The organism is Streptacidiphilus sp. P02-A3a (assembly GCF_014084105.1).
Classification (GTDB): Bacteria; Actinomycetota; Actinomycetes; order Streptomycetales; family Streptomycetaceae; genus Streptacidiphilus.
Genome location: NZ_CP048289.1, coordinates 4,212,694 through 4,227,489, shown reverse-complemented (window position 1 = coordinate 4,227,489; position 14,796 = coordinate 4,212,694). Strand labels below are relative to the sequence as shown.

At 69.3% G+C, this 14,796-nt stretch carries 12 protein-coding genes and 1 pseudogene; 5 read left to right on the top strand and 8 right to left on the bottom strand.

The annotated features are described in order from the left end of the window. The first annotated feature begins 460 nt into the window (after positions 1-460). Together GXP74_RS18465 and GXP74_RS18460 are read left to right on the top strand one after the other, a co-directional pair. Positions 461-973, top strand: coding sequence for a hypothetical protein (locus tag GXP74_RS18465; RefSeq protein WP_182452543.1), 513 nt, complete (start codon positions 461-463; stop codon positions 971-973). A gap of 37 nt (positions 974-1,010) precedes the next feature. Beyond that, positions 1,011-1,181, top strand: a complete 171-nt coding sequence (locus tag GXP74_RS18460) for a hypothetical protein (protein ID WP_182452542.1) — start codon at positions 1,011-1,013, stop codon at positions 1,179-1,181. A 178-nt stretch (positions 1,182-1,359) separates the two neighbouring features. On the opposite strand, the pseudogene GXP74_RS18455 reads toward GXP74_RS18460, so the two are convergent. Beyond that, positions 1,360-1,487 (bottom strand): annotated as a pseudogene (locus GXP74_RS18455) (IS5/IS1182 family transposase); the annotation flags it as partial. A gap of 717 nt (positions 1,488-2,204) precedes the next feature. Between GXP74_RS18455 and GXP74_RS18450 the strand changes: the two are divergent. Next, positions 2,205-3,785, top strand: coding sequence for a hypothetical protein (locus GXP74_RS18450; RefSeq protein ID WP_370468432.1), 1,581 nt, complete (start codon positions 2,205-2,207; stop codon positions 3,783-3,785). A 7-nt stretch (positions 3,786-3,792) separates the two neighbouring features. On the opposite strand, the gene GXP74_RS18445 is transcribed toward GXP74_RS18450, so the two are convergent. Beyond that, positions 3,793-5,985 carry a hypothetical protein gene (locus GXP74_RS18445; protein ID WP_182452540.1) on the bottom strand — a complete coding sequence of 731 codons (2,193 nt, stop codon included), beginning with the start codon at positions 5,983-5,985 and terminating at the stop codon, positions 3,793-3,795. An 86-nt stretch (positions 5,986-6,071) separates the two neighbouring features. Next, the gene (locus tag GXP74_RS18440; RefSeq protein ID WP_182452539.1) at positions 6,072-6,515 is read right to left on the bottom strand and encodes a hypothetical protein; all 444 of its coding nucleotides are present in this window, start codon (positions 6,513-6,515) and stop codon (positions 6,072-6,074) included. Positions 6,516-6,938: 423 nt separating this feature from the next. Between GXP74_RS18440 and GXP74_RS18435 the strand changes: the two genes are divergently transcribed. Continuing rightward, positions 6,939-8,438: a hypothetical protein gene (locus GXP74_RS18435; RefSeq protein WP_182452538.1), complete on the top strand. Its 1,500-nt coding sequence runs from the start codon at positions 6,939-6,941 to the stop codon at positions 8,436-8,438. Here the strand turns inward: GXP74_RS18435 and GXP74_RS18430 are convergent. Both GXP74_RS18430 and GXP74_RS18425 read right to left on the bottom strand, forming a co-directional pair. Then, the gene (locus GXP74_RS18430; RefSeq protein WP_182452537.1) at positions 8,415-10,574 is read right to left on the bottom strand and encodes a hypothetical protein; all 2,160 of its coding nucleotides are present in this window, start codon (positions 10,572-10,574) and stop codon (positions 8,415-8,417) included. The genes GXP74_RS18435 and GXP74_RS18430 overlap by 24 nt on opposite strands. Before the next feature lie 243 nt (positions 10,575-10,817). Next, complete coding sequence (locus tag GXP74_RS18425) at positions 10,818-11,381, bottom strand: TetR/AcrR family transcriptional regulator (protein WP_182452536.1); 564 nt, start codon at positions 11,379-11,381, stop codon at positions 10,818-10,820. A 105-nt stretch (positions 11,382-11,486) separates the two neighbouring features. Between GXP74_RS18425 and GXP74_RS18420 the strand changes: the two genes are divergently transcribed. Continuing rightward, entirely contained in the window at positions 11,487-12,410 is a 924-nt protein-coding gene (locus GXP74_RS18420) for an NmrA family NAD(P)-binding protein (RefSeq protein WP_182452535.1), read from the top strand. Between the two features lie 55 nt (positions 12,411-12,465). Here the strand turns inward: GXP74_RS18420 and GXP74_RS18415 are convergent, their stop codons facing one another. The 3 genes from GXP74_RS18415 to GXP74_RS18405 are packed head-to-tail and all read right to left on the bottom strand — an operon-like array spanning position 12,466 to position 14,785. Beyond that, on the bottom strand, positions 12,466-13,071 hold the full coding sequence (locus GXP74_RS18415) for a LuxR C-terminal-related transcriptional regulator (protein ID WP_370468554.1): 606 nt from the start codon (positions 13,069-13,071) through the stop codon (positions 12,466-12,468). Positions 13,072-13,127: 56 nt separating this feature from the next. Beyond that, the gene (locus GXP74_RS18410; RefSeq protein WP_182452533.1) at positions 13,128-13,631 is read right to left on the bottom strand and encodes a flavin reductase family protein; all 504 of its coding nucleotides are present in this window, start codon (positions 13,629-13,631) and stop codon (positions 13,128-13,130) included. After that, complete coding sequence (locus GXP74_RS18405) at positions 13,628-14,785, bottom strand: LLM class flavin-dependent oxidoreductase (RefSeq protein ID WP_182452532.1); 1,158 nt, start codon at positions 14,783-14,785, stop codon at positions 13,628-13,630. The genes GXP74_RS18410 and GXP74_RS18405 overlap by 4 nt, the downstream gene beginning before the upstream one ends. Positions 14,786-14,796: the final 11 nt, after the last annotated feature.

Genomic DNA, 14,796 nt, shown 5'->3' with positions numbered 1-14,796 from the left:
GCTGCCCCGGCTTTTCGGAATCATGCACGCGACGCCGACCCCTCGTGTTCGCGGCCGCAGCGGCGGAGCGCGGTATTCCCGACGGGCGATTCCCACCCGCGCCACCGCCATCGCCCACGCCGTCCTGACCCTCCACCTCGCCGCGACGAGCTGCGCCGTGCCGTGCCGGACACTACGGCTAGGGTTGTTTGAATGGCGATGTTCTGTCCCGCACGGTCTGGAGCGAGGACAGGTTCCCGGTGGCGGAACTGGCCCGCGCCCTCTCGCTCCTCTGACTCCGTCTCCCGGACAGCGAGAGAGGGAACTTCACCCTCGACTCGATGACGGGTTCCTGACCCCGGCGACGCGCGCCGCGAATAGCGTCCCCGTCGAACGTGCTGAAACCTCAGTCGCCTACCGGCGACAGTTAGCCTGATCATCGGCACAGGCCGCAGCAAGCAACTGGGGAGGACGAGCCACCGTGGCGATCTGCTTCGAGCTGGTAGTTAACTTTGGCGACAATGTCGAAGCGGCGCAGGCCGCCGCCGCGCTGACCGAGCCTCATCCGTACACGCTGCAGGCGGGTGCCCACAGCATCCCCTTCCATCGCCCGATGCTGAGACCCTCGGGCCGATACATCGAGCTGGCATTCATGCCCGTCGGCGTCGGTTGGCGCGCCGCCATAGACCGAGGCCTGCCCGGATTCGCTCTCACCGCAGCAGAGCTGACGGAGCTGGGCCACCAACTCTACGGACTGCTCGTGAAGTTCCACGGATACACTGCCGCCATGGTCGGATGGGACCCAGAACACGTGCTGGACCCCGTCGAGCTCCCTGACTACGAACTCAACGACAACCCCGTCCCCGGGCTCGTCCTCTGCGAAGAGCTGCACAATCAACTCGGTCTGGGCCCCGACTACCTCGAGTTTCAGCCCGGGTACCGATGGATCCCCTACCAGGGCGAGACCCGAGCCCTTGTCCACAGGCCGTCGTGACTGAGCATGCTCCGTCCCATCCAATCCGAAGCTGCACATGCAGCGGGCCTTCTGGATCGCACAGGTCGGCGTCGCGTTTCTGGACCTGATGGACCCGGCGGTCCCGCTACTCGCCTGGGACGGCTGGGACGAGGAATCCGCAGCTTCGCAGCGGTACTCCAACCGCTTCGACGAGGCCATGACCAGACGCTCCAGCGACGGGGCGTAGCACCCCTTCAGCGCCCGGCGGCTGCGGCATGTCCGATCGAGCAGCGGGCCGCCGTGGGGCCCGGCTGATCTGAACCCCGGCGAGGACGGATTGGCGTCGGATCGTGCGAGTGGCAGCAGCGGCGCGGACCCCAGGCGCACGGAGGCGTGTACGGCGCGGGAAGGTGAAGCCGGTCTCACACACCGGCCTCGTGCCAGTCCCGCAGCCGCCGCCAGTACGTCATCCCGGAACCGAAGCCGAGCTCCTGCGGCAGCCGCCCAGGATTGTGCGCAGACGACGCTCCCCCACCGGCAACAACGGCTCGATACGCGCCCACGGATAGCCGGGGCCGGAAGGAAACCCTTCTCGCCTGGGCCAACGAAGCACCGGACGGCTATTGTCTCTCTGGGATGCCGCTCCTCGCAGACACCGGCACGGAAAGAAAGGGAAGCCGTGGAGACCACAGGCAGGTTGTGCTCGGTGGCCGAAATTGACAGCAGGCGACAGGAAGCGGCACCGGGCGAACGCCGCGTTGCATCCGTGAGCGTCCTCAGCCCCACCTCGGCAGACCGCGCCTCCCGTCTCCCAGAGACTTTCTGCTCCGATCAGTATGTCCAAGCATTCCCAATCTCCCCCAGAAGCTACTCCCCTGGCTCCGGGAACCGGCCTCTGTGAATTCAAAAGAAGCTCCAGGTCCCTCCTGGGCGGCCAGCGAAGCGCAAGCCGTTAGGGAAATTTCCGCCATGTTTCGCAGCGAGTTTCGGAACAATCTAATTTCCTTCCTATTGGCTCGTCCAACGACCCCCGCTACAATTAATCATGGAGCCGGGAGCCGGGAGCCGGGAGCCGGGAGCCGGGAGCCGGGAGCCGGGAGCCGGGAGCCGGGAGCCGGGAGCCGGGAGCCGCTGACTGCACTGGGATGGTCGGCATCGTCATGGGGTGACTATGCGCACTGATGTTCCCCCGTGGCTGGGCCTGGACTCAGATCCATCGAGGTGGCGGACATTTCCGACCGAACGGACGTTGCTAGTGGCCGCTCGGACGGTGACCTCGACCATCCGGGCACTCGAAGTGCTGCCGCTCTTGATGCGTGGCGAGGATCGAGTCGAGACGATCTTCGCCTATGACCCCCACTCAGCCTTCCACCACGGTGTTCTGGAGCTGCTGGGCGAGTACCGGTGTCGGGTGTTGCCGTGGGAACAGGTGGCTGAGGTCGGCGCGGATGCGGTGCTCAGCGCCAGCGAGAACATCGACCTGCCCGATGAGGAGTGCCCGGTCCTGATTCTTCCCCATGGTATCGGCTTCCAGAAACTGGTGCCTGATTCGCGTGGCCCGTATACCCGGCTCTCGGGCCTGGTGCCTGATCGCCTGCTGGCACGAAGTTGGCTTGTGGTGTCGCACCCTGACCAGGTCAGTCAGTTGGCCGACGCGCACCCGCGGGCCGCTGACCGCACGGTGGGGCTGGGTGATCCATGGTTCGAGCGGCTGCAGGTCGGGCTGGACCTTCGCGAGTCGTACCGGGCCGCAATGGGGGTCGGGCCAGGGCAACGCCTGGTCGTGATCAGCTCCACCTGGGGTCCGACATCCCTTCTAGGAGGCAGTCCGCACCTCCCGTCCGAATTGCTGGCGCAGCTGCCCATGGACGAGTACAGAGTCGCGCTGGTAGCCCACCCCAATATCACTTCCTGGCACGGGAGTTGGCAACTCAGCTCGATCCAGGCCGAAGCCCTGGCAGCTGGACTGGTCCTGGTGCCGCCCACCCGTGGCTGGCAGGCCGCAGTCACCGCCGCCGACCTGGTGATCGGCGATCACGGCTCAGTCACCTTGTATGCCGCAGCACTGGGTACGCCAGTGCTCCTGGCCGCGTTCGGTAGCGACGCGGTCCCCGGTACGGCGGGTTCGCTGTTGGGGCGCTGCGCGCCACGCCTGGAGACGAGTCGGCCGTTGCGGTACCAGGTCGAGTCGGCGATCCAGAGTCCATCCGCCGACCTGGGGAGGAGGCTCGCCCAACGTGCATTCGGCTACGGGGAGGGCTCAGTGGACCGGCTGCGGGAACTGCTGTACTGCCTGCTGAAGCTGCCCGAACCGCCCGTTCATGCCCCTTCGCTCGCTTTCCCGGCCCCGGAGCTGGACATCCCACAGGTGCGCGCCACCGTGGTCACCACCTCCTGGCAGAGCGAGCCCGACGGACGCCTGGCCGTGACCGTCATACGCAAGCCCGCCGCCGTACGCGGCGCCGACAGCGGCTCAGGGTCACCGGCCACGGTCCAATACCTCGCCTGCCGGGAGGACGAGCCCGACCTGCGGCTGGCACACAGTGCTTCGGTCCTGATCCGCTCCACTCCCGCGGTCAGCTCGGTGCAGGCAATCCACTGGGTCCGCCGTGCGTTCGAATTGTTCCCGGCGAGTTGGCTGACTGTCGCCCGGATGCCGGAGGGCTTTGTGGTCGCGGTTCGCGACGGCCGCATTGCGACGGCGTCAGCGACCGGGGGCCGCGCGGACTCCGGACTGATCGCTGCCGCCGTCTACACCTGCCTGCGGGCCGGGGAACCGCTGGACGGCACCGTGGTCACCCTCTTCGCCGGTGGCACCGAAGCAGATGTCGCGCTTCGTCTGCGAAGCTGACCGCAAGTCACGTGCTCAGTTCCTCCAGACGGGCCTTCAGGACCACGGCCTCGGGGCTACCGCCCTCGTGGTAGATCTGCCGGGCGCGTTCCAGGTGCGGGCGCCATGTCTCCGGTGGTTGGCCTTCGCTCTGGAGAAGGTCGGCCAGGGCCACCCGTGCCTGGGCCTCGTAGTGGGTGGCGTCCTGCGCCATGAGCGCTTCCACCGCACTCTCCAGATCGTGGCGGGCTGGCTCGGCATGCCCCAGGCCGGCATGTACCCGGCCCCGGTCCGTCAGGACCCGTGGGGCCATGCGCACGTCCGGGGGCTGGCACGCAGCGAACCGGGCCAGAGCCTGGTCCAAAGTGACCAGGGCCGCTTCCGGGTCACCCGCGCTGTTCTGAAGGGTCCCGAGGAAGTACAGAGCCAGCGCCTCCCCGCGGGATTCCCCAGCCTGTCGGTTCAATGCCAGACAGCACCGGATGGCCTGCTCCGCGAGCGCCAGGTCGTGGCGCTCCCAGTAGCGGCCCCAGAATTCCTGGACGGAGGCACGCAGGGCGGTATGGCCGCTGACCTTCGCGCAGGTCAGGGCCCGTTCCAGCTGCTCCTTCGCCTCGACGTCCCGGTTCTGGTCGAGCAGCGGACGCGAGAGCATGCTGCGCAGTCTGGCTTCGGCATCCGGCCTACCCTGCCGAGCGGCGGCCGCAGCGCCCATGCGAAGGGTCTCCTCCCATTCGCCCACGTGGCGATGGTGCAGGTACAGGACACTGAGCACCTCCGCGAGCTCCCACACGGAGCGGTCCTGCTCCTGTCTCTCCGCCTCGCGCAGGACCGCGAGCAGCGCGGGCCGTTCCCGCTCCAACCAGGCCAATGCCCGGCCCTTCGGAGAGTCCTCCTCGTCCCTTTGGAAGGGGTCGTGGGCCTGTGCGATGACTTCGTCCAGGTTCACGATCCGGAGGCGGTCAGCGCGCAGAGCGCGGTCGGCAAGCGCCGTCCGCTGGAGGTAGTGGGCCAGGAACCGGGCACTGATGGCGTGCCGCTCCTGCTGCGGCTCATCAGCGCCGGCGCAGTCCCTGGCATGCAGATGTACCAGGGAGTGGAGGCGGTAGTAGCCGGTCGGGTCCACCTGGAGCAAGCCGGATTCGACAAGGTCGTCCAGCAGCTCACGGGCCGCGGTCTGCGGTAGCTGAGCCGCGGCAGCGGCCGTGTCGGCGTCGAAGGCCGGGAAGGGGGCCAGGCCCAGCACCCGATAGAGGCGGGCCTGGTTGTTCGGGAGGTGGTGGTAGGCGAGGTTGAGCGCAGCGGACACGCTGTTCTCCTTGGTCTCCTCGGTCCCCTGGCGTCCAGGGCTGCGTGAGAGGGCAGCGAGGCGGACGGACTCGTCCGCGAGTTCGTCCACCAGTGCGGGCACGGTCAGCCAGGCGGACCGGCGCAGGCGCGCTGCGGCCACCCGCAGCGCCACGGGCAGTCCCCCGCACAGGTCGACCAGCCTGGCCGCTGCCGCGGGATCGGCCGCGATCCGCTCCTCACCGGCCAGCGCAGCCAGCATGTGTGTGCCTGCCTCCTGCCCGAAGGGGTCCAGCCGCTGCAGCCGGTAGTCACCGCCGTACTCGCCAAGGACGGCAGTACTGGTCGCGATCAGCACACTGCCAGGTCCAGTGGGGGCCAGTGCCGCCACGACCTCGGGATCGGGAACGTCGTCCAGGACGACCAGCAGGCATCGACGCGCCGCGTGGTCCCGGTACAGCGCAAGGCGCTCAGCGAACGGCGCGGGCATGTAGTCCTCGCTCACGCCGAAGCCGATCAGGAACCAGCGCAGAGCCTCGTTCAGGTCACCGCCGACGGTGTACTTGCGCAACTGCGCGAAGTCAACGAACAGCCGACCTCCCGGGAACCGGTCGCGGGTGCGGCGCGCCCAATGGCAGACCGTCTCGGTCTTCCCGACTCCGGGCAGCCCGCTGACCACCGCCAGCCCCGGGTCGCTTTCTGCCTGCAGGTCCCGCAGCCACGCATCCAGCGCGTCGATATCGCGATCGCGGTTGATGAAGCGCACAGTCCCGGGCGGGAGTTGCTCAGGTACTCGGTCCACTCCCAACGGGGCGGCCGCATAGTAGTTGTTGTGGACGATGCCGCCGTGATTGATCCCGACTTGGTTGTGCTGACCGTGCACCGTCGCGGAGGACAGGTTGGAAATGCCTCCGGTTGCGTGCTGCGGCTCCATCGAACCCCCGTACCGTGATGACCGGTTGAAGCAGGTACCACGCTACCCGTGGCGGAGCACCGACACGGGCCGAACACTCCGGGTGTCTACCGATGAGCCGAGCCGGGCACCTCACCGGAGTGGTACACGATCCCGCTGAAGTTCACCCCCTGATTGACCACCTGCTGCGTGCCCCCGTTGATGGTGTTGTGCACGACGATGCCCGCTGAGATCTCGGGCTGCAGGGCTTGGGCGTCCCGGATCAGCGCCTCCAGCTCCGCCACCGCGGTGGGGTCCGCCTGCAGCAGTCGTCTCAGTTCTCGGCGCCAATGCGCCGTCACATCGTCAGCAGCCTCCTGGTCCCCTTCGCTACGTGCGGTCAGCAGTTCGACACGGGAGCGCTCCAACTCGGCGTGGACAGCGCTCGGGTCCGCGCCCCGGGACAGCAGCCGACCCACCCGCTCCTTGAACTGCGTCCACAGGTCAGTGGCCATCAGCCCGGCCAGCGTCGCGGCCCCCGACCCCAGTACCGTGCCCAACTCCGCGCCCATCGCTCCCCCTCGAATCCCCACTGGCCTGCCCACCAACAGTAGGCAGCAAACGGTCGCTGGGGAAGACGCCATCGTCCTCGACGAAATCGACTCCGTCAGGCACACCGTTGATCAACGGGCGGCTATTGTCTTGGGAGCAGGCATCCGGGTTGCCGCACCCGTCTTAGTCGCCCGTCCAGCGGGGGCGGTGCCGTGAGTACCACAGAGGAGCCCCGATCAGTGGTAGGAGTCGACCGGACGAGATGGACCACGGTGCAGGCCGAGCGAAGCGTCCTGGGGATTGTCCACAACATCACGTCGGCAACCAGACTCCTCGATCTCCTCAGCGTCTTTGAAGCAGACCGGCGTGTCCAGACATTCTTCAGTTGCCCTGGCTCGTCCGCCCTGGACACTGGAACCGCATCCTATCTGAGGTCCAATGGAATGCTGGAGATTCCCTGGAGTTCGGCCGAGTCGCAGAAATTCGACCTCGCCATCTCCACGAGCCGCGGCGGAAACCTCCAAAATATTCATGCCCCTCTCATTGGGGCGCCCCACGGCGCTGGCTACAATAAGCAATTGAGCCGGGAGCCGGGAGCCGGGAGCCGGGAGCCGGGAGCTTTCGGGCTGACCTCGGAATGGCTCATGTATGAAGGACGCCTGATTCCCACAGTGATCGTCCTGTCGCATGAAGAGCAGCGCGAGCGGCTGCGGAAGAGCTGTCCCGAGGCCGTGCCGCGGAGCTTGGTGGTGGGGGACCCGTGTATGGACCAGTTGACGGCCAGCCTGCCGCTCCGTGCTTCCTATCGCAGCGCGCTGGGGCTCCTGCCCGGCCAGAAGCTGGTCGTCGTCTCTTCGACATGGGGCTCGGACTCTGTGCTCGGATCCGATGAGGGAAACGCGCTGTGGCTCACTCTCGCCAAGTTGCCCGTAGATGAATTCCGTGTGCTTGCGGCAGTGCATCCCAATGCCTGGTACGGCCATGGTTCCTGGCAGCTCTGTAATTGGCTGGCGCCCCTTCTGGATTCCGGATTGCTTCTCCCGGCCCCGGAATCTGACGTGTGGAAGGCCGCGCTCGTGGCAGCTGACTTTCTGGTGGGCGACCACGGTTCAGTGACGATGTACGGTGTTGCCCTTGGGATTCCCGCGCTCCTGGGCTCTTTCTCCCGCTCATCGGTTGCCCCGGGTTCCCCGATGGAGCGGCTCGGGAACATGATCCCCTCATTGTCTCCGCTCCACGATCTGGTCGAGCAGTTCCAGGCAGCCGGCGCCACCCAGCGGACCGACCCTGCCCTGGACGCCCTGCGCGCGGAGGTGACCTCGTGGCCCGGTGAGGCCGCGGCCCGGCTGCGGAGCCTGTTCTACGAGCACCTGATGCTCCCCGAGCCCGAGATCCCTGCATCCACCCGCCTGGTCCCACTACCGGCGCTCCCCCGGCCGTCCAGCGAACCGCCGATCCTGCCCGCGATGTTCGTGTCGACCGCACTGGACATGCCCGCTGACGCACAGGTCGCCACGGCCGTGGTCCGGCGGTATCCGGCCACGCTGCAGCGAGGGGCGGGCGGTCATCTCGCCGAGACCCACCTCGTCGTGGACCACGCCGACCCCGACCCGCGCTGGACGCGCAGCGCGGACGTCCTGCTGGTGCCGCGGGACCGGCTGCCGACCACGGGGCTGGTCCCCCGCCTGGGGGGAGCGGTCGAGGTCGTCGAAGAGGCCGCTGCGGGGTGCCGTTGCCTTCTCCCGGGCGGCGCCCGGCTACAGGCGCGGTGGCTGCGCGCTCCGCACTGGGCGTCCTTCCCCATCGCCGCCTCCATCCTGTACGACACGGTCTGTTCCACGCCCGCCGCCCTCGACGCCGCCCGGATGACGGAAGGGCTGCGTGTCGAGGTGACGGTCGGCGAGGATCAGGATGTCGGCCTACTGGACATCGTCGTTTCCTGAGGCGCCCTCAGCGTCTGCCAGCCTCTGGTCCACTTGCGAGACTCGGGCACTGTTGGCGACCGTGAACGCGTCGCGTGCTTCGGCCCAGGCCGCCACGGCTTGGGCGAGCTCGCCCAGCTGACGGTGGATGTCGCCGCGCAGCAGCAACAGCTCGGCCAACTGGTAAGGCGTCGGCCGCAGTAGGGGTTCGGCTTCCGCAAGGGCCGCAAGGGCCGCAGCCGGACTACCGGCTGCTCGCACGCACGCGGCCAGGTGCTGTAGCGTCCTGCCCTGGTTGTAGCGGTCGGGTACGGGAAGGCTCGCGAACTGCTCCCCGGCACTGTGGAGCGCGTCCTGCGCGGCAGGGAAGTCTTCGAGGGCGGTCAGGATCCGGCCGAGGTGGCTGATGAGGAGGGCGCGTCCGCGCGGGTGGTCGATCCCGTCGAGAGCGGTCATCGCCTGGTCTGCCAGGTGTTTGGCGTGTTCGGGACGGCCAAGGCGAAGTTCCAGCAGGGCGAGGCCTTCGAGGGCGGACGACTCCGTTCGCCGGTATGCCTGCGAGCGTGGCTCGGGGGCGGCGCGGGTCAGGCGCAGTGCTTCGTCAAGGTCCTCGCGGGCCAGGCGGGCATCGTCGTGTTCGGTACTGAATCGGTCCTGGTGCGCGAAGCCGCGTTCGTAGTGCATGCGCGCGAGCGCGAGCAGGTCTCCGGATTCGAGCGCGGCATCGACTGCGGTGTCCAGGGCGGCGATCCAGTCCGTGTGGAGGCCGCCACGCAGGCAGTAGGTCCACAGGCCCTGGCCGATCCGCCAGGCGTGGACGTGACGCCCGCTGCGATGGGCGAGTTCGAGGGCTGCCAGCACATTGCTGCCCAGGCGCGCGAGCTTGCCGACAGCAATGGCGGCCGAAACGGGAGCGCGGCTCGCTTCCCGCTCTCGGCTGATCCGCTGGTAACCACCGGCCGCGTCATAGCGCCATCGGGTCGACTGGGCTGCCTCCGCCTCTTCCGCGCAGCGCGTGTAGTACTCGATGATCCGGTCCAGCGCGGCATCGCGGCCGGGCCCGGACTCGTCCTGGGCGGCCTTCTGCCAGGCGTGCTCGTGGACCAGGTCGTTCAGGCGCATCATGTCCCCCTCCTGCTCCAGGAGGTTGGCGCCGCGCAGGGCGCCGATGAGCTGTGCCGCTTCCTCGCCGGTCGCCGCAGTGAGTGCCTCGAAGGCCCCCCGGTCCATGGCCGAGGTCGGGTTGAGCCCGACAAGCCGGTAGGCCTCGGCATGCTCGGGCGCAAGCCCCTGGTAGACGACGTCGAGCATCTGCGGCAGTGAGACCTCGTCGAGCTGCATGGCGTCCAGGCGGGTGCGGCGGTTTGCCAGCCGGGCCGCGAAACCCTCCCATTCCTCGGGCTCCAGAGCCCCGAGCTGGTCGGCGACGATGCGCAGCGCCAAAGGGACTCCGCCGCAGGCCCGGACGAAGGGTGTCCGGGCGGCCCGGGTCGTCGCCGTGAGCCGGCCCACCCGCACCAGCAGTTCGTCGCTGTCCGTGAGGTTCAGCGGACCGACCCGAACGACCTCCACATTGTGCAACCCGGACAACCCCGCCAGCCTGCGGTGGCTGGTGATCAGCACGACGCTGTCGTCAGAGCCCGGTAGCAGCGGCACCACTTGGGCGGCGGACTGCGCGTTCTCGATGACCACGACCACCGCCCCGCCGCTCGTGCGGGAGCGGAACAGCCCGGCCAGGGCAACCGGGTCGCGGGGCCGCTCCGCCTTGGGGACCTGCAGCAGGTCCAGCCAGCTCTCCAGCACAGTCAGCGGATCGACCGGCCGACCGCTGCGGTCCGGCCCCAGGAACGCGTGGAGGTACTCCTGCGGCAGATCGTCTTGGTGATCTTTCAGCCATCGGGCCACGACTGCGGTGGTCCCGATGCCCGGGACTCCGGTGAGCAGGATACGTGTGCTCACGCCCTCACTGCGGCAGTCCTGCCAGACAGCGTCGACTTTCGCGCGCACGTCCGTGTGGTTGACGTAGTGTCGCACTGTGACCAGCGCGGACTTCGCGATCGAACGGCGCTGGCCGTGGAAATGCACATGTGCTGTCTGAGCCATCACCACTGGATCGTGGAAATCGCCCCCATTGATCGTGTTGTCTGTGCGGTCCAATGGTGCATCCCCCTCGCGCCTGACGTGGCCTACTCAATCCTGGCACCCACCAGTCGTGTTCGTGGCGAAACACGCGGCTTCGTCCCAGGCCGGATCCCGGACGGTCCTACCCAGGCAGCGGGCGGCGGTCCGAGCCAGCACCATGGCCGGGGCGGTCAATTCGCGGTTCCTTCAACGGGTGCCGGGGTGCGGAGGCGGAACATCTCGGAGATGTGCAGGGCGTCGGCCGCCCGCGCGTCGTGCTCAGGTGTTGTTGGCGGCGAAGCCCGCGACGGCGAGTCGGAAGGCGCGGTCTGCCTGTATCGCCGGTTCGGTGTAGTTCTCGGTGGCCAGGGCGATTCCGACGATCAGTACGAGCAGATCGTCGATGGTGATGTCCGCCCGGACAGTCCGGTCGTCAATGGCCTTGCGCAGCAGCGAGGCGCCGGCCGCACCGATGGCCGGCGCACAGGAGTCCTGGGTGGCCTCGTCCTGGAGGGGCTGGTAGGAGAGGACGTCCGCCAGACCGCGTGCGGCGATTGAGTAGGCGAGCAGTTCGCGCAGCCATTCCACCAGCGCGGAGCGGCTGTCCTGCTCGCCGCAGAGCGTACGAGCGCGATCGCACAGGTCGTGGACGCGCTGTTTGAAGACGGCTTCGAGCAGGGCTTTGCGGGTGGGGAAGTGGCGCCGCACGGTAGCTGATCCGACGCCCGCGATGCGGGCGATCTGCTCCAGGGATGCCTGGGCTCCTTGGGCCGCCACCTCGGCCTCGGCCACGGCGAGGATGTGCGTGTAGTTGCGGCGGGCGTCCGAGCGCTGGCCGGTCATGATCTCCCCAACATTGCTTAGTGGCGGGCCCCGCCGTATTGTAGCGAAGACGAAACGGCGGGCCCCGCCGTTTGTGATGTGCGTGATCGCTGAGGAGATGTGCAGATGACCACTGCCGCAACACCGGTTCTCGTCGCCGGTGCCACTGGCCGCCAAGGCGGTGCCACCGCCCGCGCCCTGCTCGCGCGGGGAATACCGGTGCGCGCCCTGGTGCGCGACCCGAGCACGCCGCGTGCGCGGGCCGTCGAAGCACTCGGCGCCAGCCTGTTCGTGGGTGATCTCACCGAACCTGCGACCCTTGAGGCGGCCATGGACGGCGTGCGGGCCGTCTTCTCCGTGCAGATGCCCGCATACACCGAGCAGGGGTTCGACTTCGCCGGCGAGGTCAGCCAGGCGGACAACCTCATGACGACTGCGCGAGCCGCCGGTGTGGAGCAGTTCGTCCAGTCCTCCACCAGCGGCGTGGGACAGCACGTCGAGGCCCCGGGCTGGGCCGAAGGACGGTGGGCGGTGATGGATGCCCCGCTCGGCACGAAGCTTGCGATCCAGGACCGGCTGCGCGAACTCGACTTTCCCCACTGGACGTTGCTCAAGCCGTCGTTCTTCATGGAGAACTTCGAACCGTCCATGCGGTTCTACTTCCCCCGCGGCGTCGAAGGGGGTCTGGTCACCGTCGTCAAACCGAGCACGCACCTGGCACTCGTAGCAGCCAAAGACGTGGGTCGAGCCGCTGCGGCTGCCATCTCCGCCCCCGCCGAGTTCCACCGCGTGGAACTGGAGCTCACCAGCGATTACCTGACCATGACCGAAATCGCCGAGATCCTCTCCCGCGCCCTGGGCGTCCCGCTGACGGCCCCGGACATGACCGAGGAACAGGCCCGCGCCGCCGGAATGGGAGACATGGGTGCCACGCACGAGTTCATGGAGGTGGTCGGCCAGCCGGCCCGGCCGCAGTTCGCTCGTGCGCTGGGCATCGACCTGACCAGCTTCGAGGAGTGGGCGCACGAACATCTGCGGACCACCGCCTGAGCGGGCCTGACCGGCCAGGTGTACCGACGGACTCCGGCAGGAAGCCGCCCCCCGTTCAACGGGGCAGTGTCACCAGGCCCGTCTCGTAGGCGAGGATGACCAGCTGGACGCGGTCGCGGGCGTCCAGTTTCGAGAGCAGCCGGGTCACGTAGGTCTTGACGGTGGCGATGCTGATGACCAGGTCGGCGGCGATCTCGGTGTTGGACAGGCCGCGTCCGACGAGGGTGAGGATCTCACGCTCGCGGTCGGTGATGCCGCTCACCCGCCGCGCCGCGGGGGCGGGTTCGCGCCGGGCGGCGAACTCGGCGATCAGTCGGCGGGTGACGCTCGGGGCGATCAGGGCGTCCCCGGCGGCGACCACCCGTATCGCGCCGAGGATGTCGTCCAGTGCCATGTCCTTGACCAGGAAGCCGGACGCTCCCGCGCGCAGTGCGGCGTAGACGTGGTCGTCGTCGTCGAAGGTGGTCAGCACGACCACGCGCCCGTCCGCCTGGCCCGCGGTGACCAGGCGGGTTGCCTCGATGCCGTCCATGCCGGGCATTTCGACCCGTCCCCCACCGACCCGTGGCAGTGGACGCCGACCGGAGCCTGGATCGTCCTCGCCACCTGGACGCTGGTCGCCGCCGTGCTGGCGGTCCTCACCTCGCACCACCGGGACCAGTGAGCGGCGCCCGCACCCGGCGCCCTCGCCGGAGGCCGAAGGGCGGCGGCCCGGACTCACTCCCCCGTGCCGGGGACCAGGGGGTGGTAGCCGCCGAAGCCGCCGCTGTGGTGGAGCAGCGGTGAGCTGTCGCCGGAGCCCCCGGCGTCCAGCACCTCGCCGACCACCAGCAGGTGGTCCCCCACCGTCTGACGCAGTACCGGGCGCGCGGTGAGCCATGCCGGGACGCCGTCCAGCAGCGGTACGCCTTCGGGACCGGCCGACCAGTCGGTACCGGCGAAGCGGTCGGTGCCGCTGGTGGCGAAGCGGCGGGCGAGCCCGGCCTGGTCCTCGGACAGGACGTGCACCGCGAAGATGCCCGCGGCACGGACCGCGGCGGCGGTGGAGGCGGTCGAGGAGAGGTAGAAGGAGACCAGCGCGGGTTCCAGCGACACCGAGGTGAACGAGGTGGCGGTGAACCCGGCCGGTCCGGGCACGGTCAGCACGGTCACCCCGGCGGCGTGACGGCGCAGGGTCCGGCGGAGCAGGTCGGCGGGGGCGGCGGTGACGGCGGCGGTCATCGGGGGGTCCTTTCCAGTGCGGGTGGGGTGGCGGGGAGCCGGGACGGGACGGGGTTCGCGGCGAGCAGGCCGTCGCGGCGGAGCAGCGGCAGGACGCCCTCGGCGAACCAGTGGGCCTCCTCCAGGTGGGGCTGGCCGGACAGCAGCACCTGCTCCATGCCCAGCGCGTGGTACTCGGCGAGGCGCTCGGCGACCTGTTGGTGACTGCCCACCAGCGCGGTTCCGGCGTGGCGGCGCAGCAGGCCGAAGCCCGCCCAGAGGTTGGGCGAGATCTCCAGGCCGTCGGTGCGGCCGCGGTGCAGGGCGGTCATCCGGCGCTGGCCCTCGGAGGAGGTGCGGGCGGCCCGGGCCTGGGCCAGGGCGACCGCGGCCGGGTCCATCGCCCGTAGCAGCCGGTCGGCCTCGGCCCAGGCCTCGGCGGCGGTGTCGCGGGTGATCACGTGCAGCCGGACGCCGAAGCCCACCCGGCGGCCGTTCCGCTGCGCCAACTCGGTGACCCGGGCCAGTCTGGGGGCGAGCGCGGCCGGGGGTTCGCCCCAGCTGAGGTGGACGTCGGCGTGGGCGGCGGCGGCCCGGAGCGCGGGTTCGGAGGTGCCGCCGAGCAGTATCGGCGGGGTCGGATCGGGTGCCTCGGCGACGGTCGCCCCGGCCACCCGGTAGTGCGGGCCGTGGTGGTCCAGCGGTTGGCCGGACCAGGCGCCGCGCAGCACGGTCAGCCACTCGTCGGTCCGGGCGTAGCGGGCGTCGTGGTCGAGCCAGTCGCCGTAGCGGCGCTGCTCCTCGTCGTCGGAGCCGGTGACGATGTTCAGCAGCAGCCTGCCGCCCGAGATCCGCTGGTAGCTGGCGGCCATCTGGGCGGCCAGGGTCGGGCTGAGCGCGTCGGGCCGCTGGGCGACGACGAAGCGCAGGGTACGGGTCTCCCGCAGCAGCGCGGCGGTGGTGATCCAGGGGTCCTCGCACCAGGTGCCGACGGGTGTCAGCACCGACTCGTAGCCGAGGCGTTCGGCGGCGCGGGCGACGTCGGCGAGGTAGTCGATGGTGGGCGCGCGGTCGGTGGGGCGGGGTGCGGCGGTGGCGATGCGGGAGTGCACCCAGCCGACCACGTCCCGGCCGTCGCCCGAGGTGGGCAGGTACCAGTGCGGGTGCAGGGCCATGAGCGGAACCG